The following is a 23,513-nucleotide window of genomic DNA, read 5'->3' on the forward strand; positions in this document are numbered from 1 at the left end:
GCCCTTCCCTTCCTCAGGCCTGATCCGGCTTCACTTCAAGCTCTGCCATAGCTCTGCGCTGACGCTTGCGGTACTGATGGGGCGTCACACCGGTCCACTTCTTGAACCGCTGTACAAAATGTGACGCCACCGGCCAACCCACCTGTGTGCCGATGTCTGCGACCGGCAAAGAGCTGCTGCCGAGCAGCTGGCAGGCCTCCTTCATCCTTCTCACCTGAATGTAGTCCGTGATCGTGCTGCCGGTCTCCCGCTTGAAGGTGTGCAGCAGATGGTACTTGGATATATGAAGCTCCTCCGCCAGCACCTCCAGTCGATACGGCTCCGCGTAATGCTGCTCGACCCATTGCAGCACTGCCTCGGAATGGGTCAGGCTCCGCGTAGCGGCAAAGCCTGGCTGCGGCAGCACATCCTGCAGCTGCCCCTGAACCGCCAGCAGCAGCTGCTGCAGGAGCGTCGCAAACCGCTCCATGCGCCCCCGCTCGTGTCCCGGCAGCATAGACGCTGTGCCATAGTACTGCAGCAGCGTCTCGATCGGAGCATGCTGCGGCATGAGGCGGAACACCTGTTTTTGCATCGCTCCCTTCCATAGATGCTGATAGACCTCCATCAGCTGCTCAAAGGGCTCAAAATATCGCTGAAATACCTGCGGCTCGAACTGAATTCTGGAGCGGACATACGGCGTTTCTTCGCCAACATCGGCTTTGACATGATGCAGCTGAAACGGCTGAAAAATATACAGATCGCCAGGCTTCATGGTGTGCACCTGCTGGTCCAGCACCAGCGTCCCGCTTCCCTCATGGATATAGAGCAGCTCCACCCCCTGATGATAATGGAAGTAGCCGCTGTACGAAAGATCAGCCTTTGCCATAATACTGGAGCGAAAAGGCATCGTAATAAAGTCAATGGTCTGAAGTCGGTTGTTTCCCATCATACACTCCCAATACAACAATATAGCTACATTTTAACACAACCAGCATGCACTAAGGGTAACCGTTTTCTTTTATGATAGAGAGAGAATAACGAGGAGGCTGAGTGTATGTGGAAGCAAGCGATTGAAGATGCGGTAGAGAAAACAAGATTAAACATTGAGCGTTTCGGAGATGCCTATCCGCAATGCAGTAAAAATGATGAGTATATGCTATTGCCTAATGCCAACTGGACGAACGGGTTCTGGTCCGGCATTTTGTGGCTGTGCTATGAATACAGCGGAGACGAGGTGTTCCGCACGGCAGCACGCCGGACGGTAGACAGCTTCAAGGAGCGCCTGGATCAGCAGATCAAGATGGATACACATGATATCGGATTCCTGTTCTCCTTGTCCTCGAAGGCACAGTGGATGATCGACAAGGACCCGGCTGCCAAGCAGCTGACTCTTGATGCGGCTGATATGCTGATGAGACGCTGGCGTTCTACAACCGGTGTGCTTCAGGCCTGGGGCCCTGAGGGCGATGCAAGCAATGGCGGACGGATGATCATTGACTGCCTGATGAATCTGCCGATCCTGTACTGGGCGTATGAAATGACGGGCAAGCAGAGCTACCTGGATGTGGCTACTAACCACGCCAACAAAAGCCGCCGTTTCCTGGTTCGCGGTGATGACTCTTCATACCATACCTTCTACTTCGACCAAGAGACCGGTGAAGCACTCCGCGGAGCTACTCAGCAGGGCTACACTAACGGCTCGACCTGGACACGCGGACAGGCATGGGGCATTTACGGCTTTACGCTGTCGTACAAATACACCAAAGACCCGCTCTATCTGGAAACGGCACTGCGCATGACCCGCTTCTTCCTGGACCGCCTGCCGGAGGACAAGGTTGTGTACTGGGATTTCGATGCACCGATTCACGCCGACACGAACCGGGACAGCTCTGCTAACGCCATTGCGGCCTGCGGTATTCATGAAATGCTCAAGCTGCTTCCGGCAGATCATGACGCAAGAGGCTGGCTGCAGAAGGGCTTCGACGATTGCATGAGCGGATTGATGGACCCTGAATATTCCACCATTCAAGAGCCGGAAGCACAAGGCTTTATCAAGCATGGCTCATACAGTGTTCGCAAAGGTAATAATCCGGACGATTTCACCATCTGGGGCGATTATTTCTATCTGGAAGCCCTGATGCGTATGGAACGCGGACATAAAGGCTACTGGTACGAGTAAGCCTTCTGACAATTGAAACAGACCGGCCCGAGAAGATCCTGACGATCTCCTTGGGCCGGTCTGTTTCGTTGTATCATAAAAAGCGGCTCTCTCCGCACCAGCGCCATAGCGGGCGGGAGAGAAACCGCTGTAATACGTCTATTTATTCATAGTCGGGAACCTGGTTGCTGACACAGCTTACCTTGTTGATGCGCGCTCCCTCCGGCTTCTGCACCTTGCCATGCAGCAAAGGATCGCCGGTTTCCTCCATCCAGGCCATCAGGCGCGAGGACAGGTCTTGATATATGCCGGCATACGCTTCATCCCGGACGACATTGACCCGCTCCACCGGATCGAGGTACAGATCATACAGCTCTACTGGCTCTCTTCGTGTGCTCAGCAGCCCCTGCTCTACCAGGAAGCTCTTGGTCGGGGAATCGTCGATATTCGCCGGCACCAGTCCGTCATGCTCATCAAACCAGCGGATCAGCTTGTACCGGTCGGTCCGGATACACCGCATCGGCTCATAGGCAGCATGGAAGGTGACCTCCGCAAAAATCTCCTCCCGAACCTTGTCGCGGCTTCCTTCAATGAGCGGCAGCAAGGATACGCCCTGCAGCCTTTCTGGCTGCTCTACACCCAGCATGTCGCACAGCGTCGGGAACAGGTCCACCTGGGATACCAGCGAATCCTCGACATGTCCGGCCCGGATGAGTCCCGGCTTCTTCATCATTAGCGCGACCCCGATTCCGGTATCGTACAAGCTGCATTTCATGTGCGGGAAGGCGAGGCCGTGATCGGTTGTAAAGATCAGCAGTGTGCTGTCCTCCTGCCCCGATGCCTTCAGCGCCTCCATCACAATGCCGACACAGCGATCCATCAGCTTGGCAGAGCTGATATAATTCGCCATATCCTCGCGGTTCTGAGCCGTATCCGGGAACGGGTGCGGAGGCAGCACATAGTTCGGATTCACCTCCGGATCTCTCTCCGGGAACTCCCGGTGAGTGTTGAACAGTCCCAGCGACAGGAAGAACGGCCGCTCCCGATCTTCACGAATATAAGCTGCGGCCCGTTCGGCACATCTTACGTCCTCATGCTCCTGCTCCGGTGCAGCCTCAGGCTCAAGCAGGTGCTCATATCCGAGGATCGCTTTGTCCGGCGCTTCATGCTGAACGCCGCACAAGGCGGTCTCATATCCCTGATCCTCCAAGAACGAAACCAGGTGCTCCTTGTAATCATTTAGCAGAAAGCCCCGGTGCGTCAGTCCCAGCATACCGTTGGAATGCGGAGCCATGCCTGTCAGCAGCGCAGCCCGGCTCGGCGAGCAGGTAGGTGCAGCACAGAAGGCCTGACGGAACAAGGTTCCCCCGCGCGCCAGCTCCATCAGGTTCGGCGTCGGAACGGCGTAGCCGTATGGCTGAATGTATCTTCCAGTATCGTGCGTATGCAAGTATATGATGTTCATCTCACGAACTCCTTTTGTATGTTTATATAAAAACAGACGGAGGGAAGGGACCCGGCGCAGCTGCTGCCGCCTTGATCCCTCCCCTGTCTTTTATTCCGTCACGGACACCGTGACTTTCGCCTCGGCTCCTTTATACATCGCTACCAGCTCGGTGCTGCCCGCGCTCAAGCCCTCAATGACAGCTTCAGCGCCGCGGGATTGCAGCAGCCGTGCCAGGCTTGCGTCATCGCTGTACCAGATGACTTCCTCCGGATCGCTCACCGGCTGCCCCGATGGATCCAGCACCTGTGCATGGACGGTCAACTGCTCGAATGAATCCAGTGCAATGCTAGAGGTACTGATCTGTACAGTGTACGGTGCCGTGCTCGGTCCCGGATAATGATAGCCCTTGGAAGCGCCGTACAGCTGGCTGTTGAAATCCGTGCTGTCGCCTTTCCAGTTCGCATTCGAGCCATTCACCAGCTGCGGGTCCGTGCCTTGAATTCCTGCGGAGTACTCCTCAGTCTGATAAGCATTCACCTGACCGCCGTTCAGCGTGTACAGGTCTCCTCCCCGGCTGTCGCCGATGATGGAGTTGTACAGATCTACCTGGTTGGTCGGGCCCTCCAGGGAAATCTCGGACTGCGCATTGTTGTACAGGGTGCTGTAGTACATTTCAGCTTTGCCGACTGCGCTGCCGACCCACAGCCCGATGGAGTCACTGTTACCGCCGCGCTTGTAGGAATAACCGCCGATCGCTCTCATAAATACCGCCTTATCGGCAGACCAGATCCGGTAATTCCGCTTGTTGCCGAAGGCCACTGTATCAATAAACACCGGATTGATCGACTTGTCATCCCAGCCGCCGTCCGTGCTGTCAAACGCCTTGCTGCGTACATAGGTCAGGTTATATACCTGCCGCTCCGCACTAAAGCCGTCTCCATTCCAGTAATTACTGCTGCCATTCTCATGCCAGCTGTTGCTGCTCACGACATCCTGGAACACGATATCATGGTCAAAAATATATTCCGATTCCGGCGAGTTACCAATTCTGAAGCCCATAGGGAAGCTGCCGGATGTGAAGTTAGCCTGACCGCCGGCATCTGCCGTTACGCCAATAACACTGGCCAAATAGTTGCCGTTACGGAATCGAACTGCACTTTTCGTGTAATTCGTATATGTGCCGCCCTTGATCATAATATCATGGGAGCCCGCGTCCGGATTGGAACGGGTTGCCCGGCCCCACAAGTACACACCGTCGCTCATATTATGCATATCCACATCCACGACGCGGATGCCGGTATGCTGTCCATTCGCATAGATGCCATAATAATAATTTTCGATCACAATGTCCTCGATCTGCCAGTAGCTGACGCCCAGCGGCACATCAATCAGCGAACGGTTGACTTGATTTTGCAGCGACCAGTCTCCCTGGAATACAGGCACCCCGGCACCGGTATCGACACCCTGAAGCTTCTTCCAGTTCTCCCGGTCCGTACCGCCACGAGTCAGGGTCAAGGTTTGCGGAACGGTGTAGGTGCCGCTGCCGATATACAGCGTGTTGGCATCCCCGGTAGCATCCCAGGCTGCCTGAAGGCCGCCGACCTGATCTCCGGCCAAGGCATTCGCCCAGCTGCTGCCATCCTTCGTACCTGCGCCCTGCGGCGTCACGTACCGGTCTACCGCCGCCGGAGCCGGTACTGTAACCGCCGTGCCTACCGTGTCCGCCAGTAAGGTGGCGTCGCCGAAAGCGACCGTATTCTTGTAGTTATCTGCAATGCCGTTCCAGACGAGCTGCGCTTCCCTTGCACCGCCGTTATCGTCGTCATTGACGGCAAGATCAAATCCGAAATCAAGGCCCGCCTCTGCCGTCAGACCGAGATTCAGCCAAGGAATGGCCAGCTCGACTGCGTACCCGCCAGGAATCGCGGCGGAGGCATGCTGCACGCCGATCCGCTCATTCAATCGCTCGAAGAGCGCATCATCGTTGTACCCTTTACGGAAATGCCAATCATTCACATCATAGGTCGAGCCGTGATTGTGGTCACCGTCGATAAACACCTCGACAGAGTCATTCTCGTAGGAATCCTCGGAATCACTGTAGAGCTGATCATCAAACACCTTCACACCTACGTATAAGTATTTGTCATCCCAGAGCGTACCGAAGTTTACCGTATTACCGCTGGTGCCCAGAACGGCTTTGCGTGCCGTGCGGTCCAGATTCCAGACGCTTTCATCCAGCACGCCATCGACCGCGATCGGCTGCAGCGTACGCTTCAGCTCCAGCGGAAGCTCTTCCTCCAGCTCCTGCACCGTTACCGCTGCGGTAGCCTCCAGATTGTTAAAGGAAGCACGGATCGTTGTTGTGCCTGCAGCCACAGCCGTCACGTTACCGGCGCTGTCTACGGCTGCTATTGCAGCATCATCACTGCTCCAGCTTACCGCTGCGTCGTTCATCGGCTGTCCGCCCTGATCCAGCACCGTCGAGCTCAGCTTGCGGACCTCATCCACGAGCAGCACCGGACTGTCAGGCTGAACGTCGATGGACACGGCCGTTCTCAGGTCGCTGACCAGAACGTCATCCACGCTGTAGCTGGACTTGCTGTAGCCGCCAATGGCAATCTTGCCCTTGGTGAGCGAGCTGTCCGTTGCCGAAAGCAGCGGCGCCCCGTCTACATAGCCTGTGAGCTGGTTTCCGTCTACAGCAAGCTTGACGGTATACAGCGTGTTCAGATCGAGCACGACAGGCGCCGAATCCAGCAATGTCGCGTTACCGTTCAGCTTTTTGACAAGAGAGAGTGTGTCGCTCCCTGTATCCAGCCGAAGCAGATAATGGTTATTTTCTCCCCCATATCTGGCATACACGCCAATACTGTTGCTGTCCGAGGAGCTTTGAAGCTTCGCCTCCACCGCGTACTGGCTCCAGTCCGAGCTGCCCGCTACCGCATACTTGCGCGTAGAGCTGCCAGACTGATATACATACCGGAGCATTTTGTTTCCATTGTCGGTATGCAGGGCAAAACCAGAAGGAAGGTTCCAATCTGAGGTATTCCCGTCCTCAAAATCATTAAACAGCAAAGGGGGATTTCCCTGAGCCTCTACTGCAGTATTTGTAGTTCCAATCCAGGATAATGACAGACAGATCACAAGCATAATCGAAATCGTTTTCATAAATGATGAATTCATTTTGGCATCTCCTCCAGAAGTTTAATCTTGAATCAGGATGCTTCGATTTTCGAAAATACGACGCATTGTGTCGCACCTTTTGCCCCTTTCCTTTGAAACGTTAGCTTCACCGTGGGCTGTAGCTGGGTCACGGCGATCCATTCACTACAGGCGATCACCTCCCGTCCGGCTGGAATGGCGAGCTCCAGCTCGATGGTTCCTTCCTCGGCATGCGTCGGATCCGCAACACACACTTCAATACGTTCTTCGCTTTCCTTCACCATGACACTGGCACGCCGGTCACAAGTGATCGGTCCCGCCGATTTCACCCCGTCCTCCCAGAAGAAGGCGGCGAGCCTGCCTTGCCCCGGCTCCGCTGCCGCGTGGACCTCGCGGGTGCAGGCCAAGATGTGGATGCCTGGTTCGGCGGCATAGCGGGCTGTTTCCTGCGGGCTGGCCCCAGGCAGCAGCATATAGGCATAGCCCTCATCCTTTGCCTTCGCATCGTGCTCAAACCAGGCTGTGAGATAATGTCTGGTAACCAATTCCGCCGAGCCCTTGTTATCCAGCTCTCTCCAGCTGCCGCTCCGGGCTTCTCTCAGCACCTGCAGGAGGCCGGCATCCGGGAATACGTAGCCTACATCGGCTCCCGGAACACTGCCGGACAGATGCATCCACGCTGGGCTTGACGCCAAGGTGTCACCGGATTCCTTCACGCCCTCCTGTCCGTCGATCAGAAGCACGTTACTGCCCTCTTGATTCAGCATCCGGTTGTCCACGATCGTTTCGGTCGCCCCGGCTGCTCCTTCCAGCACCGTTCCCAGGCAAACGTAGACTTCTCCGAACAGAAACCAGGATTTCCGGGCCCGGAATTCATCCGGCTCCACGAGCTCCATACCGACCAGACCGCTGTCCTGTCCGCATTGCACGCCGCCGGCAAACTGTCCCAGCAGCGGACGGTTCAGCCCGAAGCCGTTCTGCCTTGGCACCGTGCTCACGGTCGTCCCCGGCAGCCGGTGCGGATTCACCGTAGGCCAGAAGCCATCAGCGTATACCCGTAAATCGGAGTTATACAAATACGTCATGCCATGGGCAGTGTACCAGCCCTTTAAGTTCTCGCCATTGATGGATTCATAGCTGCCGATCCGCTCGGAGAACATACTCACGCCCAGGGCATGGCCCGGTGCTCTCGATACGGCCCGGTCCATGCTGGCAAACACCTTGCAGAAGACCTTCTCTTCGGCCGGCTCAATACTTTCGTCTTGAAGCACCTCCTGAGCGAGAGAAGCCGCGGCAGGCCCTAGGCCGATATCCCCCCAGCCCTCGGAGAGTGCTAGCAGCCATTGCTTGGCCTGGCTGCGCAGCCAGGCGGCAGGCTCCGGTGAAGCGGCTTTAGCCAGCTGCAGCGACGCCACGGCCACCGCCTGAACATTGGCATGGCTTCCCGGAGTCTGGCGCGACAGCTCCCTGCCCCGAACCATCTCCATCATGAGCCCTCGGAAGATAAAGGGAGCGAAGGAATGCTGGACCCAGCCGGCCATCTCATCCGCCTGTTCTTTGGAGATCGTCCACTGCGAGCCCTGCAGCACAAAGGTCAGCTCTGCCAGCTCCTTCAGCAGCGATTTGCCATACCCGCCGGTGTACGGAAATTTCTTGTGCTGAATAAATGATCCGTCCGGGTAGAAGCCGTCCCCTGCGGAAACGGTTCCAAAAACTGGCGAAAGCGCATCTCTTGCCGCAGCAATTCCTTCTGCATCTTCATGCAGCAAGGAGTAGAATAGAAAGGCGCGGGATTTCCATACCCGATTCGCGCCGGTAGAGAGATAAGGCTCCGGCAGATCGGCCGTCCGCATTATCATCGGATTCGGCACAAACCGGTGCACGGGACGAAGATATTGAACCATTCTCTCCGGCGTCAGCCGCTCCTTCATCAGGCAGAGGATATTGACCAGAAGCAGCGGCGAGCCAATCTCCCAGTACCACCAATTGCCGTAAGTCGGTACCTGCTCGTTGTAGCGGTGCTCATACATCCATTCCAGGCCCTGCAGTATCGACTGCTCTAAAGCGCTGTCTTGATAAAGCGGCGAGCCGGCGGTTTCCAGTGCCAGCGTCATTTCGTAAAGCCGGGAGTAATTATGGTGCAGATCGGCCGCATTGATGAGCTTCGGCAGATCGCTCCACAGTGTTTCCCCGTGGCCAGGTGTCATTGACTGTACAAAGCGGGTCACTCCCTGGCTCTGCTTATCTCCGTCATTCCCGCGGGCCGGGGAGCGGCCTGACTCTGCAGCCGCTCCGCCAACCAGCAGAAATCTCCACCGTTCCAGCAGCATATCAAGCATCGGCAGTCTCCTGGGATTCTTCCGTCAGCTTGATCGCCTCTCCATACAGCATGAACAGGACTCCGTACGCATACAGCGTCTCGGTGTAAGGAACCTGCAGATAGCCTTCCTTCTCCTGACAATCGGTGCCGCCGGAGGCAGATTGCGGAATTCCTTCTTCCGACACATGCTGCGCCAAGGTCTCTGTGGTCTGCCGGCCCCAGGCCTCAAATTTATGTTCCAGAATGCCAAGTCTGACGCCCTTCAGCGCAGCGTAGCCGAACAATGCGGTTGCAGTTGCTTCCGGATAGGCCTCCTCCAGCTCCGGCAGGGTGCGGAGCATCCCGTCCTTCAGGCGAAGCTGATAGCCCTTCTCCATCAGACGCTGGAACACCTCCACATAGCGGCCTTCCTCGCTGTCTACTCCTTGATTCTCAATCAATTCAATCAGGCTCGCAGCAGCCCAGCCGTTGCCTCTGCCCCAGAATTCGCCCAGCGGCTTCTGTTCCAGACAGTGATAGCCGTGATAGAACAGCCCCGCCTCCGGATCAAACTGGGAACGGATATGAATATCAAACTGCTCTTTCCCTGCTGCCAGCAGCTTCTCGTTCCGGCTCCAGGCACCATAGCGGAGCATGAACAGGCCAGCCATAAACAGGGAATCGATCCACAGCTGATTTTTGTAGTCCTCCAGGCCGCCCTCGCTCCATACGTGAGCAAGCCCCCCATTGGTCGTCTTGAGCGAAACGTTCAGGCACCAGTCGGCATACTCCTCGCAGATGGCTGCATATTTAGCATCCCCGGTTTCCTTCAGCAGGAGCAGGGCTACGTTCGCCGGAATGACCGTATTCACCGAGCCCGTCTTGCGCTGCTCAACGTTCCGGTCGTACCACTCACTCAGAAAAGACAGATATTTCTTCTCGCCGGTTGCTTCATACGCCTTGATGATCCCGAACAGGCAGACACCGGAGTTCCACTCCCAGAAATCCATTCTGAGGCGCCATACGTCCGATTCAATGCCCTCTACGCGATGCAGCAAACGTTCCAGTAATTGAGATTGTTCCATAGTATTCATGTGTAATTTGCTCCCTTCTCCTGTTCATTCTTTGGATCGATCCGCTTCTTGCTTTTCTCCAGCAATCTTGCTCATGCTTCATAGATTTCCTTATTTCTTCGAACGCCGGTACTGCTGGTTCAGCTCCTCTATGACCTTGCTGCCCCCGGCATCCATCCATTTCTGCACAGCCTTCTGGTAGCCTTCGGCATCCAGATCGCCCATCACATATTTCGCCATCATGTCATATCGCATATCATCCAGCTGCTGTCCCTGCTTTGTGTAGGTATTGGAATCAAACGGCTGCGCCGGATTGTACACGGCATACTCCTCATTGGCTGCCTTTAGCTCCTCCACCTTCTCCTGCACGGGATGCAGTCCTCCCGCCGGCAGCAAATTCATCGCTACCTTTAGCTGCAGATGCTTGTAATCCATAATCTCACTCTGCATCAGCTCGGTGTCCAGCATGACGGCCTTGCCGTCCTCCACCTTGTAGTGCCTGCCCTCGATTCCGTACTCCAGCAGGTTCTGCATCGGTGCATCATTCATCTGGTCCAGGAATTGCAGAATGCGATGAAATTGCTCCTCTGTCTGGACGGAGCGCTTGGGAATCATATAGACCCCGAGATATCCGCTGCCGGCCCGCGCTCTTTTCCCGTATCCGGCTTCCAATGTGGAGAATACGCCCAGCTCTGCGCCCGGCTCTGTCTTGCCGGCAAGCGACCAGGCCGCCGGATTGTTGAGAGAGCTGAACATGGCTCCTCCCTCGCCGGCAAGAAACATATCATTCGCTTTGGCTCCGGCAAGGACGGCAAAGTTAGCATTCATCAGCTCTTCGTCATACAGCCTTTTCATGAAATTGAGAGCATCCATATATTCTTTGGTCACAAAATCCGGGATGAGCTCTCCGTTCTCGTCCACACCCCAAATATTCGGACTGCCATACCAATTAGCCAGAATGCGGAACATCGACAGAAAGTCCTCTTTCCAGTAAATAAAGCCGTACGTATCATCCTTGCCGTTCTGGTCCGGATCATTCTCCTTGAACGCCTTCAGCAGCTTGTAGAGCTCCTCCGGCGTCCGGGGCTCTGATAATCCAAGCCGCTCCAGCCAGTCTTTCCGGTACGTGACCCCGACCTGCGCCGGCGCAGAGTGCCGGTAAACGGCATACACCTTCCCGTCAATCGCCAGGTTGTCCAGAATCTCTTCATTGGCCTGACTCAGGTTCGGATAGTTCTTGAGCTCGGGTCCAATCTCCCAAAATGCTCCCGCTTTAATAGCATTCAAAAAGCTGGAGGACTTCATGCTCTTTACATACATCAGGTCAGGCAGCTCGCCGGAAACCATGAGCAGATTGCTCTTCTCGTCATAGGTATCCTGCGGCACCCAGGTGATGTCCAGACTACTATTCGTATACTGCTCAATGGCTTGATGAAACGCATTGTCCTTGCCCGGATTCTCGGCATTGAGACCGGGGATCATCAGCTTCATAGGGAAAGGCTCATTCCCGGAGCCGGCTCCGCCTTCCCGGCTGCTTCCCATAGCCGCCTCATTGCTTTCCTCCGAGCAGCCGGATATCAGGCCGGCCATTAGCAGGAGTATCCCTGCCAAGGTCCAAAGCCCTCTCCATGTTCGCCCTAGTGTGATCATGTGCTTGCCTCCCTTGAAGTTATCAGGTCTGGTTGCCAGCCGCTAGCATTTCTGCCAGACGACGCATATGACAGAGGGGTCAGCCTGGGTTAACTTGAACGCTCAGCCTCTCATGAGGCCCTCACTGCGACTCACTGCAGCAAGGGTCAGGCCGTAAAGAGCAACGCGCTGCGATCTCTCCTGCAATCACTGTCATTACTCTAAATTATAGCGTCAAACTAGTCTCTTCGGGGTGCCCCAGCGCAAAAAAGTGCAGCTACAGCATTTACCAGCATGAACAAAACCGGGAGAAGCAGTGGCTCATAGGGATCAGGGAGTCTTCCATCACAGCATGTAAACGGTTACGAAGATGGACATCTTTAAACATTCTATAGTCCTTAATCTATCACCCTGCTCTATAACCGTATATAATCTTTTCCCTGCTCATTTCCATAACTGCAGCCCAAGCCCCCGTTTCAGCCCTTACACGCCGCCGCGAGTGTCATATCAAGGCAATAATCTCTGTGTAGACAATGATTGCTCGATAAATTCAACAGAATGATTATATACAAAAAGCTCCCGAGACACGGGTCTCAGGAGGCATCGGGATCATGATGCTGCTTTCTGTATTTGCCGGGCGATACGCCCTCCATTTTCTTGAAGTAGCGAATAAAGTTCTGGGCATTGTTGTAACGAAGCCGCTCGGCAATTTCTGTAATCGTCATTTCCGTTTCCTCCAGCCACTGCTTGGCCATCTTCAGCCGGTGCTGAGCCAGGTATTCACTGAAGCTGATGCCGGACTCCTTCCGCAGGATGCGCCAAATGTAGCTGGGATGATAGTGGAGCCGGGCTGCACACTCCTCCAGTGTCAGATCGGTGTCGTATTCCTCATGAATGATGCGGATGACCTCATCGGAAATCGACTTGTATTTCTCGCCCCGCCGTTCATCCAGCAGTGTAACTGCCGGGGCAATGACGGTATCCCGGAACCACTCCAGAATATCCTGTCTGCTGTTCAGCTCAAACAGCTGGTCAATGACCGACTTGTTCTCCTGATCCTGCCAACGCAGCGATTCCCCGGAATCCTGCACAATGCGCATAATCTGGGTCAGCAGCCGCACCAAGGACAGCCGGTATTCATCAATTCTCAGCTCTGTCCGGAACAGCTCATTGACCCATTCCTCCAGCAGAGTCACAGCCTGATCGGCATTGGTCTCCTTCACGGCATCCAGCAGCCGGTTCTCCAGCTGCTCCGGATAAGCCAGATTGCCGCCGCCTGAGGTCATATCCTCAATAAACAGAATGGACTCATAGCCCAGCTTCATCCGGTATTTGAGCGCCTCTACGCTTTCACTATAGGCCAAAGGCAGCTGTTCGAAGTCGCTGTATACCCTGCTGATGCCAATGCTGGCCTTCAGCTTCAAATAATGCTTGATCTCCTTCTGGAACGTCTCCGCCTCGGCATACAGCTCCTGAAGAAACTGCTCCTTCGAGGATTGATTGCTGCCGCGCACCACAATTACGCTATGTCCCGTCACCATGCAGGCATGCAGTCCTTGGGATGGCGCAAGCTCGGTCACTATATTTTTCATAGCGAAGAGCATTAAATCCTTATCCTTCTCCTCGTACAGAGTGCCTTCCAGTGTATCAATCTGAATGGCCAGCACACACTGGTGCATGGTGGATTCATCGTATCCGAACATATGGAGCCGTTCTCCAATGTCCTTGCGGGGAATTTCGCCGTGCAGCAGCTTCAGCATAAAAAATTCGTTCAGCTGCTCCACCTGCCGGTCCAGCTGCTCCGTCAGGCGGCTCCGGTTCATATCCAGCCGCTGGATCCGCTCGCTAATAATCCGGAACTCATCCCCGCCCCGGGCGAGCGGCTCTGTCGTCCCGGTCATCTGCGCAGACAGATCATACAGACTCCGGATCGGCTGATACATTCGGAAGGAGCCGAAGAAGGAGATCAGCGACGTGAACAGCAGGGTCACGACACAGATAACCAGCGTCAGCCAGCCGATCATGCGCGATTCGCTCGTGATATCATCAATCGAAACGATGGATAGATAGGTCCAGCCATTATAGCTGGACTCAATAAAGCTAATGGCTGAACGCTCCTCGCCAACATCACTTTCGGTGTAGCCGGATGTGAGGCCAGTATTCTGAATATCCTGAAAGAAGCCATGGCGCGCCGCATTGTCTCCTATAGCCAGCTCGGTTTCGGACAGCAGCACCCGATCCTGATGGTCCAGAACCATGATGCTCCCGGAGCGCTGGCTCTTGAAAATGTGGCGGTTCACGTCTCCCGACGACGTGCGCACCAGCAGCAGGCCGGACGGGTTGCGGTCATTGAGTGGAATTTTGATGACGAGATTAATATCTCCGGCCTGACTGCCCGTGAAGGGATCGCCGGCCTCACTGATCCAGAAGGACTGTCCCGGACGCTCCAAATAATAGTTCAGCTCATCGTATCCGATCTTGTCGGCCATAGGGCTCAGACCGTCATCACTGACGGCCCAGCCCTCCCGTACACTGATCAGAACCGGGTCCATATATTGAAGCTGGCCGCCTGACAGCGTCGTCAGCTCGTTCATTAAATCACCAACGATGCCAAACTCATGCGGCGTTAAAGACACGTCAATATGGTCATTCACCAGCGGGGAATTGGCAAACCGCACCGCGGTATGCTCCACCGTCTTCAGCACCTGCTCCACGGTCATCTGCGTCTGCTTCAGGCGCAGCATGTTTCCGTCATTAACCTTGTCCTGAATGTCTGATGATGATTTAAAGTAAGAAAAAATACCAAGAATGGCGACAGGCAGCATGCTCAGCAGCAAAGTAAACGCAATCAATCTCTGCAGATAACCATTCAGCTTCATAAGTAAACACATCCTCAACGAGATCGCACTGATGTATATAGTATAGCGCAGAATCATCATTTGCGCGCCTTGACAGCAAAGAGATGCTGCCGAAGCAGCACCTCTTTGTGAACGCTTTTACTGGCTTTACCCTAGCATAAAAAGGATGTAACAATCAATCCTTATTTGCACAAAGTATCATCCAGGCGCTGCAGGCAGCACGCCTCCAGCAGCTCCCCGGCATCCAGCATTTCAGGCTGCAGCGGCAGCTTACTGCCCATGCCCCTGGCACATACTGCGAGCTTGTAGCCGCTGCCCAGCGCGTCATACGTTCTTAAGGTATAGGGAATCAGGCGGTCTCCGTCCTGAATGTGCAGATGCCCGGCTTCAGGTTGAATCGTAATGTCGCGGGGCGGGTAGGAGAATCCCGTACCCATCGCCTTCAGGCAGCTTTCCTTGCACGTCCAAAGCGTATAGAAGTACTCTCTCGCGTCGGCACCCTTCCGGGCTGACAGCGCCTCTCGCTCCGGGGCTGAGAACACCATGTCTGACACGGAGAGATCTATGTCCTGTACCTCTTCAACATCGATTCCGACCGGAACCCCGCCGATGACACCGACCACCCACTCCCCGGAATGGGAAATGTTAAAGCAGCATTCCGGATCCGCAAGCCAGTATGGCTTGCCATAAGTCGTCCTTGTCAGCTGGCTGCTCTCTGGAAATACGCCCCTGTATGCCGAGATGAGCCAGGCCGACAGCAGCTGGCCGGCGGTGCTTCGAACCTGATCCTCCCGGCGGACAAGCTGACGTATCCGCCTCTCTTTGTCACGGCTGAGAAGGGACAAGCCGGCTTCCAGCTGAGAGGAAGCGTAGCCGTTCCCCACATGCACTGCATACATCAGCATAACTCCCACCTCTTTTCTCCCTCTTCGATGAGGATATTGGGCTTGCCTGCCTGAAGACCCTGCTGGCCATTAGTGAAAGCTCATCAATGAGGTCTGCCCCTTCCGCATCCGGAAGGATACAAAATGCTCCAAAGAGGCGATCTGGAAGTAAGCATTCATCTCGTGCAGGCGGCTCATGCTCTGACCTGGCCGCTCACCAAAGGAATGTCCCGGATACACCCTGGTGTCTGCCGGCATAAGCTGCTGAAGCCGTTTGACGCTGTAATACATCTCCACAGGATCACTGCCTTCCGACGAACACATGCCGCAGCCCTCTGTAAAAATGGTATCCCCGGTAAACAGGCTCCCCTCCAGCCAGTAGCATCCCCCGCCCGCCGTATGTCCCGGTGTGAGCAGTCCGGTGATCGAGGTATGCCCTACCTTCAGCTCCTCGCCGTCTTTCAGCCCATAGAGGGAAGGAGCGCTAAAATGATAATAGTCCAGCTCCTTCTGCATCATAAATACGTGCGGAGCATATCGCTGGCACAGCGGCGGCACGAGATGCACATGATCCTTGTGAGAGTGGGTCAGCAAAATCGTACTCAGCTCTGCCTCATAGCGTTCCAGCGCCGACTCAATGGCTTCCAGCTGCCAGGCAGGGTCTACGACCGCCGCCTGCCTGCTCTTGCGGTCCACGATCAGGTAGCTGTAATTGATATACCTGCCGCTGCATACGCGAAGGATTTCAAGCTGATATGTGTTACGGTTCATCCTTTGCAGCCTCCCCTCGCTTCCCCTCTTGAACCGTTCTAACGGGTGAGCTCCAGATCCACAGAAACGAAAGGGCCCCGCCGCAGGCAGCAGCGCAAATCGTTTCATACAGCCCGATCCAGGTGCCCAGCGCCCCGCCTGACAGGGCTCCGAGCGGAATGACGCCCCAGACGACAAAACGCATTGTAGCGTTCATCCGTCCCAGCATGTCCGGCGCAGTGATCGATTGCCGGAAGCTGATCTGCGCCACATTGTATACCGTTGTCGTCAGCGAGACGATAAACATGGACAAGAGGATCATAAGGAACGCCGCCGTTTTCGTGCCGGCTGCGCCGAACAGAAACAGAAATCCCAGCCCTTGTCCCAGTGCAGACCCCGCGATAACAGGACCCAGGCCGAACCGGGCAACAAGCCGGCCGCTGAACACTACGCTCAGCACGGCCCCCAGCGAGCCGAGCGTCATCACCAGGCCAATCTCGGCGGGACTGAAGCCGAGTGTCCTGGTCGTGTACACAATGATGACGGCGAGGATCATATTATAGAAGAAATTAAAGGTAGCCGAGCAAGCGGCAATGGAGCGCAAATAATGATTCTGAAACACCAGGCGCATGCCCTCGCCAATCTCCCGCGAAAGGCCTGAAAGGAGCGATTGCTTCACTTGCCGCGGCGGCTCGTCCACCTGCACTCTACAGGTTAGCAGGCCCGATATGAGAAATGAGAAGGCATCCAGCACAATAGCAACTGCGCCGCTCAGCCACTGGACGAGCAGACCGGACAAGCCCGGTCCGGTTACACCGGCGGCAGACCGGCTCAGCTCCATCTTCGCATTGGCATCCACCAGCAGGTCCTTCCTCAGCATGTAGGGCAGGATGGACTGATATCCGATTGAATAAAAGGTGGTGCAGACTCCCACCACGAACGCGACCAGGCATACATAGAAGAAATTCAGGAGCCCGACCCATGCCAGAATCGGAATGCTCATGAGCAGTGCAGCCCGGCTGAAATCCGCAGCAATCAGCAGCGGCCGCTTCGGAAGCCGATCCACCCACACCCCGGCCACCAATCCGAACAGCAGAAAGGGCGCATATTCAACAGCATGTAAAATTCCCATTTGCAGCGGTGATGACTTCAGCGACAGTGCCGCAATCAGCGGAAGAGCCATCGCCGTAATCTGGGAGCCAAACATGGAGAGGGACTGCCCCGTCCACAGCTTCAAAAAATTATGATCTCCCCAAACCGTACGCGCCGGATGGATGCTGCTGTTTCCCTGCTGGATTTCTACTTCCATCCTCTCACCTTCTTTTTTTGTGAAATGCCTTGCTCTATACAGGAACCTGCAGCTTCGCCGGAGTAAACCAGGACCTCAACTCATTCAGATGCTCCAGTCCCTCCATCACCTGCTGAAATTCCAGCCCGAAGTCCAGCAGGCAGGCCACCTCATCGACTCCGATGCGGTGCAGCTTCTCGATCATGGCGGCACATTTCTCCTTGGAGCCCATTAATGAGCTGATCTGAAAATATTTCTCGAAGGCGAAGGTAATCAGCGCGTCCCGGCTGCTGCTCAGCATACTGCCGACCTCGGACTGCTCGTCCTTCAGTGGATTCAGCGTCTCATATTGATCTAAAAAGGTGTCTAAATAATCCCGGAGCGGGCCTCTGACCTGCTCCTTCACCTCCTGATCCTTTTCGCCGACACAGGTGTGGACCATCACCGAGACGATGCCGGCTTCGGGATCATGTCCATGCTTGGCGCGCTGCTCCCGGTACAGTTGAATCCGCTCCTTCAGCGCATCCAGTGTATGTGTTGCCATGGAGCAGAGCACATGAAAGCCCTGCTCTCCAGCCTTACTCCAGGTCGCCGGATTCCCCGAAGCCGTCAGGAAGACGGGAAGCTCTGGCTGCACCGGCTTCGGCAGCACCGCCACCTCTACCTGCTGGCCCGAAATATCCTTGCATTCCACCGACTCGCCTCTCCACAGCCGCCGGATAAGCTCCAGATGCTCATACATCACTTCCTTGCGGTTCTCGTAATATTCCGGCTTTAATATAAAGTCGGCGGGGTGCCAGCCCGTGGCTACCGATATGGCCGCCCGGCCCCGGGATAAATTGTCCACCAGCGACCACTCCTCCGCGACCCGCAGCGGATGGTGCAGAGGCAGCACGACGCTGCCTGCCCGCAGCTGGATGTTGTCTGTAATGGTAGCCAAGGCGGCACTCAGCACCGACGGATTGGGATACAGTCCGCCGACAGCCTGGAAGTGACGCTCCGGGGTCCAGATCGCCTGAAACCCGTTCTGATCCGCGAATTTGGCGCTTTCCAGTACCAGGCGATATTTGTCAGGACCGTCTGTCGAGCCGTCGCCGGAGAAGAAGATGAGCGAGAAGCCCATTCCCTTTTGGCGCAGGCTGTCACTGATAGAAATCCCCTTCTCCCCGGCGGCACCGGCGGCACCGGCCGCACCGGCTGTGTCCGGCGCAGCCGAGCGCTGCTTCAGGCGCGCCTCCAGCATGCTGCGCTGCTCGGGAGAAAGCGAGGAGAGCTTTTTTTCCAGATCGTTCATGAAATCAACCGCCTTTTCCACAGATTATGATCACGAGCCTTGCTTGTACACGGTCTCCTGGCTGCGTCTCCGCTGCTTCAGCTTCTTTTTGACGTGGCTGTCGTTGGTGCGGAACAGATAGTCCCATAAGGAAATGAAAAAGGAATAGTTGCATTTGTACAGCTTGTGGTGCTTCAGGTGAAACACGCCGACGGGAATAATGTTCGTGAATTTGCCGGTCAGATTCGGGTTATGGTCCAGGACGTTCCGGGACAGAAAAATTTCATAAATATAATGAAAGGCGAACAGGATGATGCCATACACCGGATCAAAGAACATCAGCACGACAATCGGCAGGGTAAAGGTCAGCCACACATCCAGACTTTCCTTCCACCCGCCAAACCAGAAAAAGAAATCATGCCATGGCGGCCACTTGGAATCTCCATAGTCGTATTTGTGGTGGGCCATGTGAATGTGATGCAGGAAGTTTTTTTTGTGCGGAATGTGGGCCAGAACGTGCATCGTGTAGGAGTACAGTGTCCACAGCAGGAAATACAGCACCAGCTTGCCTACGAATATCATCACGCTTCCCTCCTATCCCAGGGGTAACAGATTTTTGGGAATGTCAATCCATCGGCCAAGATCCTCGTGATGAACAATAGAGAAATGATCGGCTTGCACCTGGTGTAATGTGAGATGGCTGACCAGGCGGCTCCATACGCCCTCCTGCTCTTGCGAATCCGCAGCGCGGAACAGCTGCACCTGCTCCACGTCAAGCTTCGGAGTAAGTCCGGGCTGATACGCCTGAAAGGCATGCACTGTGCCCAGATAGACGGCGAACAGACGGTTCAGCTCCTCCACGGGTGTTCCCGGCGGCAGCAGGTCCAGAGCCTGCAGCTCCGCGCATAATTCTTCCCGGTCCAGGCTCTGGGCCTGCCAGGAACGCAGCATATCATCAGAAATATGATGGCCCGGAACGGCAGCCAGCTGTTTGATGAAGTGATACATCACCATTTCCTCGGTGGCATCGCTTCTCTTGGACAGATCGCTGTCAATCAGGGCGAGCTGTACGACCTCCTCTCCGGCTGCCTTCAGCCTGCGTGCTGCCTCGTAGGCGATAAAGCCGCCCATGGACCATCCGCCGAGGCGGTAAGGACCTTTCGGCTGCACCGAGAGGATCTCGCTGACATAAGCCTCCGCCATCTCCTCAATGGTCTGTGGCACGTCTGATGACCCAATCATGCCATGGCTTTGGAAGGCATAGAAGGGCTGGGCCTTTCCCAGCTGACGCGAAAGTGTGAAGTAGCAGCTGATGCTGCCGCCGACCGGATGAAAGAAAAACAGCGGCGTTTTCTCGCCTTTTTGCTGGATTTTGACCAGACAGCCTTCCTCTTCCCTGCTCCCTGTCCCCTGCCCCTCCGAGGCCATATACCGGTCCAGCTGCTCTGCCCAATCGGCAAGCACCGGATATTCGAACAGAAGCCTTAGCGGAGCCGAGCCGCCCCACTGTCCTTTCACCTGGGACATCACCTGGGTGGCCAGCAGTGAATTGCCCCCGATTTCAAAAAAGCTGTCGGTGATGCTCACTGCGGACATGCCCAGCACCCCGGCCCAGATGTCGGCTGCCCGCGCCTCGGCCGGCGTCCTCGGTGCCACGTAGTCCCGTTCCTCTCTGGCATGCCGCTCCGGCTTGGGCAGGGCTGCAGTGTCCACCTTGCCATGAACGGTCAGCGGAATCTCACTCAGCACCACATAATAGGAGGGCACCATGTACTCCGGCAGCCTGTTCTGCAGAAAACGCCGCAGCTCTCCGACGGTCACCGTCGGCTCGTTCAGCACAATGTAGGCTGCCAGGCTGTACTCCCCACCCGGTCCCATACGAGGCACGACCACATATTGCGACAGCTTTCCATATTGTGACAGCTGCGCCTCAATCTCTCCCGGCTCCACGCGGAATCCCCGTATCTTGATCTGATGGTCCCGGCGGCCCATGAATTCCACAAGTCCATCCGGCAAGAAGCGGGCGAGGTCCCCCGTCCGGAACAGGTTCTCTCCGCTTGTTGCAGGGAATGGACTCGGGATGAACCGCTCCTTGCTCAGCTCCTCCTGATCCCAATAGCCTTTTGCAATGCCGTCTCCCCCAATATAAAGCTCCCCGTACACGCCCGGCGGCACCGGCTCCATGCTGTCATTCAGGATATATATCGTCGTATTGCCCAGCGGCCACCCTACTGGCATCAGCTCCGTGTCACTGGTCCAGCCCGCCGGCGGCTCAAACATCGCGGCCGTGATCGTCGTTTCCGTCAGGCCATAATCGTTAATCCAGCGCACCTTCCCCGCAGTGATCCGGCTCCACACCTGATAGGTGTCATAAGCCACCTTCTCTCCCCCGACGATGACCAGCTTCAGGCTGCCGGGAATGGTCGCCACTCCGTTCTTGAGATCTGTGACGAGATTGCTCCAGTGGGCCGTTGTTACATTCAGAACACTGACTTTCTCCTTCTCCAGCCACGCCAGAAACTCTCCGCCCTCGGCAATATGCTTGTCCTTCCACAGCACGAGCGCAGCTCCTGACAGCAGCGCAGGGAATATTTCCTGCACCGCCACATCGAAGCCGACCGAAGTGAACTGGAGGACACGGTCTCCAGCCTGCAGCTGAAATTTCAACATAGCCTGGACGCAGTGGCTGGCCACATTCCGGTGGGTAACCATGACGCCCTTCGGCTTCCCGGTGGATCCCGAGGTGTACATGATGTACATCAGGTCCGAATTCGACGCAGGGCTGACAGGAGTCACGGGCTGCAGGCTCAGCTCATCCCATAGAGCGGAGAGCGGAATGACCCGGCAGCCTTGATCCGTAAGCCTCTCGGAGACGGCAAGCAGTCCTTGATCTGCAATAAGAGCATCGGCCCTGGCATGCCGGAGCATATATTCCAGGCGTTCCGACGGATAGGAGGGATCCAGCGGAATATACGCACAGCCCGCCTTCATCACCCCGAGCAGCGTCACAATCCATTCGATGGACCGTTCCAGGCAGAGTGCAACACGTTCCAGGGGAGCTTCACCTCCGCCTGCTCTGTTCAGCAAAGCATGAGCCAGCTGGTTTGACCTCTCCTCCAGCTCGCGGTACGTCAGGGACTGATCCCGGTAGATCAGAGCTGTGGCGTCCGGCGTCAGCATAGCCTGGCGGGTAAACAGCTCCTGCACGGTACCCTCCGGAGGGGCCGTTCTGGCACTCTCCCCGCTCCATTCCTGAAGAATGGTGTGCCTTTCACGGTCTGACAGCATTGGCAGCTCGTTGATGCCCCGGCCGGGGTCCTCCACCGCAGCTTCCAGCAGCTGACGGAAATGCTCCAGCATCCGGCCGATGGTGTCTGCACGGAACAGATCACTGTTATAGTCCATGACCGCTTCCAGCACTCCATCATTCTCTGTAATGGTGAAGGAAAGCTCCAGCGCACTGGGCTTCTTCGTAAAATCAAACCGCCGGATGGTCAACCCGGGAAGTGCATGAACATCCAGAGGCGGCGCATGCAAAAAGGTAAGCATCGTCTGGAAAAATGGATTGCGGCTCCGGTCCCGCTCGCTCTGCAGCTCGTCGATCAGCTTTTCGTACGGAACATCCTGATGGGCAAAGGCAGCGAAGCACGTCTTGCGGGACAGCTTTAGGACGTCTGTGAAGGAAGGATTCCCGAATACATCCATCCGCAGCACCAGATTGTTCACCAGCATTCCGATCATATCCTGCAGCTCCGGCTGACTTCGGGTGCTGATCGATGTCCCGATGCACAAATCCTCCTGTCCGCTGTAGCGGTACAGCAGCACATGATATGCAGCCAGCAGCGTATTGAAGAGCGTTACCCCGGAGCTGCGGCTCAGCTGTTTGACGCCTTCGGTCAGCTCCCGGGACAGCGTGATGCGCCTGCGTTCTCCATCGTGAGTCATGACTGGAGGACGGGGACGGTCCAGCGGCATATTGAGCACCGGAAGCTCTCCGCCCAGCTTGTCCCGCCAATAGCTCAGCTGCCGCTCATAAGCGTTCTCCTTGACCCGCGCAGCCTGCCAGTAGGCGTAATCTGCAAAATGCAGCGGAAGCGGAGCCAGCTCCGGTGCCCGCCCTTCGATATAAGCGGTGTAAAACTGACACAGCTCCTGCACGATTTTGCCTAAAGAGCCAAAGTCGGCGACGATATGATGAATCGTAAACAGCAGGATTCGTTCCTGCTCCGACAAACGGAACAGGGCAGCCCGCAGAAGCGGGCCGGTCTCCAGTGAGAAGGGCTTCTGAATCTCTTCATTCATAAGCTCCACCGCACGAGCCTCCTGCTCCTCCTTGGGCAGCATGGACAGATCAACCAAGTCTATCGGAATAAACACCCGTTCCCTAATGACTTGCTCCGGCACACTTTCCCGGACCTCGAAAACCGTGCGGAGCGATTCATGGCGGGCAACAATGCCGTTCAGGCTTTGCTCAAACAGCTCCTCAGCCAGCTCTCCCTGCATGCGGAAAGCCGCATTAATATTGAAATGAATGCTGGACGGTTCCAGCTGGCTGAGAAACCATAGTCTGTACTGCTCCACCGAGAGCGGCAGCGGCTGTTTCCGGGAGACGCGCTCTAGCACGATATCAGTTTTCAATGTTTCCACCCTTTCATAGGAGCTCCAGCGCCTAATTGGTTTTGGCATGGCTTTTGTGGTTCACGGCAAAGG

The 23,513-nt window shown here is 55.9% G+C and carries 14 protein-coding genes; 1 reads left to right on the top strand and 13 read right to left on the bottom strand.

Annotation, left to right across the window (positions count from 1 at the left end; all coding sequences use genetic code 11):
* Positions 1 to 13: 13 nt before the first annotated feature.
* On the bottom strand, positions 14 to 931 hold the full coding sequence (locus tag JJQ72_RS16585) for an AraC family transcriptional regulator (RefSeq protein ID WP_138227045.1): 918 nt from the start codon (positions 929 to 931) through the stop codon (positions 14 to 16).
* A gap of 105 nt (positions 932 to 1,036) precedes the next feature.
* Here JJQ72_RS16585 and JJQ72_RS16590 point away from each other — a divergent pair, with 105 nt between their 5' ends.
* Positions 1,037 to 2,161, top strand: coding sequence for a glycoside hydrolase family 88 protein (locus JJQ72_RS16590; protein ID WP_138227046.1), 1,125 nt, complete (start codon positions 1,037 to 1,039; stop codon positions 2,159 to 2,161).
* Positions 2,162 to 2,303: 142 nt separating this feature from the next.
* On the opposite strand, the gene JJQ72_RS16595 is transcribed toward JJQ72_RS16590, so the two are convergent.
* The 12 genes from JJQ72_RS16595 to JJQ72_RS16650 form a co-directional block, all read right to left on the bottom strand.
* The gene (locus JJQ72_RS16595; protein ID WP_208204348.1) at positions 2,304 to 3,605 is read right to left on the bottom strand and encodes a sulfatase family protein; all 1,302 of its coding nucleotides are present in this window, start codon (positions 3,603 to 3,605) and stop codon (positions 2,304 to 2,306) included.
* Positions 3,606 to 3,695: 90 nt separating this feature from the next.
* Positions 3,696 to 6,770, bottom strand: coding sequence for a sugar-binding protein (locus JJQ72_RS16600; protein ID WP_208204349.1), 3,075 nt, complete (start codon positions 6,768 to 6,770; stop codon positions 3,696 to 3,698).
* 32 nt (positions 6,771 to 6,802) lie between these two features.
* Complete coding sequence (locus JJQ72_RS16605; protein ID WP_208204350.1) at positions 6,803 to 9,088, bottom strand: polysaccharide lyase 8 family protein; 2,286 nt, start codon at positions 9,086 to 9,088, stop codon at positions 6,803 to 6,805.
* Positions 9,081 to 10,142, bottom strand: coding sequence for a glycoside hydrolase family 88 protein (locus JJQ72_RS16610; RefSeq protein ID WP_208204351.1), 1,062 nt, complete (start codon positions 10,140 to 10,142; stop codon positions 9,081 to 9,083). Before JJQ72_RS16610 ends, JJQ72_RS16605 begins: the two co-directional genes overlap by 8 nt.
* Before the next feature lie 90 nt (positions 10,143 to 10,232).
* A complete protein-coding gene (locus JJQ72_RS16615; protein WP_208204352.1) occupies positions 10,233 to 11,771 on the bottom strand; it encodes an extracellular solute-binding protein in 1,539 nt (512 codons plus the stop codon).
* Between the two features lie 572 nt (positions 11,772 to 12,343).
* The gene (locus tag JJQ72_RS16620; protein ID WP_208204353.1) at positions 12,344 to 14,629 is read right to left on the bottom strand and encodes a helix-turn-helix domain-containing protein; all 2,286 of its coding nucleotides are present in this window, start codon (positions 14,627 to 14,629) and stop codon (positions 12,344 to 12,346) included.
* Positions 14,630 to 14,790: 161 nt separating this feature from the next.
* On the bottom strand, positions 14,791 to 15,513 hold the full coding sequence (locus tag JJQ72_RS16625; RefSeq protein WP_208204354.1) for a 4'-phosphopantetheinyl transferase family protein: 723 nt from the start codon (positions 15,511 to 15,513) through the stop codon (positions 14,791 to 14,793).
* Positions 15,514 to 15,582: 69 nt separating this feature from the next.
* Complete coding sequence (locus JJQ72_RS16630) at positions 15,583 to 16,263, bottom strand: MBL fold metallo-hydrolase (protein ID WP_138227054.1); 681 nt, start codon at positions 16,261 to 16,263, stop codon at positions 15,583 to 15,585.
* Positions 16,253 to 17,551: an MFS transporter gene (locus JJQ72_RS16635; protein ID WP_208204355.1), complete on the bottom strand. Its 1,299-nt coding sequence runs from the start codon at positions 17,549 to 17,551 to the stop codon at positions 16,253 to 16,255. The genes JJQ72_RS16630 and JJQ72_RS16635 overlap by 11 nt, the downstream gene beginning before the upstream one ends.
* A gap of 34 nt (positions 17,552 to 17,585) precedes the next feature.
* Positions 17,586 to 18,824, bottom strand: coding sequence for an LLM class flavin-dependent oxidoreductase (locus JJQ72_RS16640; RefSeq protein ID WP_208204356.1), 1,239 nt, complete (start codon positions 18,822 to 18,824; stop codon positions 17,586 to 17,588).
* A 30-nt stretch (positions 18,825 to 18,854) separates the two neighbouring features.
* Positions 18,855 to 19,385: a sterol desaturase family protein gene (locus JJQ72_RS16645; protein ID WP_208204366.1), complete on the bottom strand. Its 531-nt coding sequence runs from the start codon at positions 19,383 to 19,385 to the stop codon at positions 18,855 to 18,857.
* Positions 19,386 to 19,397: 12 nt separating this feature from the next.
* On the bottom strand, positions 19,398 to 23,441 hold the full coding sequence (locus tag JJQ72_RS16650) for a non-ribosomal peptide synthetase (protein WP_208204357.1): 4,044 nt from the start codon (positions 23,439 to 23,441) through the stop codon (positions 19,398 to 19,400).
* Positions 23,442 to 23,513 lie beyond the last annotated feature (72 nt).

It is taken from the genome of Paenibacillus sp. F411, assembly GCF_017582705.1.
GTDB lineage: Bacteria > Bacillota > Bacilli > Paenibacillales > Paenibacillaceae > Paenibacillus_AQ > Paenibacillus_AQ algicola.

Excerpts from the sequence above, each read along its gene's own strand:
- JJQ72_RS16610 (WP_208204351.1), bottom strand. The coding sequence starts at position 10,142 with ATGAATACTATGGAACAATCTCAATTACTGGAACGTTTGCTGCATCGC.
- JJQ72_RS16635 (WP_208204355.1), bottom strand. The coding sequence starts at position 17,551 with ATGGAAGTAGAAATCCAGCAGGGAAACAGCAGCATCCATCCGGCGCGT.
- JJQ72_RS16645 (WP_208204366.1), bottom strand. The coding sequence starts at position 19,385 with ATGATATTCGTAGGCAAGCTGGTGCTGTATTTCCTGCTGTGGACACTG.
- JJQ72_RS16620 (WP_208204353.1), bottom strand. The coding sequence starts at position 14,629 with ATGAAGCTGAATGGTTATCTGCAGAGATTGATTGCGTTTACTTTGCTG.
- JJQ72_RS16595 (WP_208204348.1), bottom strand. The coding sequence starts at position 3,605 with ATGAACATCATATACTTGCATACGCACGATACTGGAAGATACATTCAG.
- JJQ72_RS16585 (WP_138227045.1), bottom strand. The coding sequence starts at position 931 with ATGATGGGAAACAACCGACTTCAGACCATTGACTTTATTACGATGCCT.
- JJQ72_RS16630 (WP_138227054.1), bottom strand. The coding sequence starts at position 16,263 with ATGAACCGTAACACATATCAGCTTGAAATCCTTCGCGTATGCAGCGGC.
- JJQ72_RS16640 (WP_208204356.1), bottom strand. The coding sequence starts at position 18,824 with ATGAACGATCTGGAAAAAAAGCTCTCCTCGCTTTCTCCCGAGCAGCGC.
- JJQ72_RS16590 (WP_138227046.1), top strand. The coding sequence starts at position 1,037 with ATGTGGAAGCAAGCGATTGAAGATGCGGTAGAGAAAACAAGATTAAAC.
- JJQ72_RS16625 (WP_208204354.1), bottom strand. The coding sequence starts at position 15,513 with ATGCTGATGTATGCAGTGCATGTGGGGAACGGCTACGCTTCCTCTCAG.
- JJQ72_RS16615 (WP_208204352.1), bottom strand. The coding sequence starts at position 11,771 with ATGATCACACTAGGGCGAACATGGAGAGGGCTTTGGACCTTGGCAGGG.
- JJQ72_RS16600 (WP_208204349.1), bottom strand. The coding sequence starts at position 6,770 with ATGAATTCATCATTTATGAAAACGATTTCGATTATGCTTGTGATCTGT.
- JJQ72_RS16605 (WP_208204350.1), bottom strand. The coding sequence starts at position 9,088 with ATGCTTGATATGCTGCTGGAACGGTGGAGATTTCTGCTGGTTGGCGGA.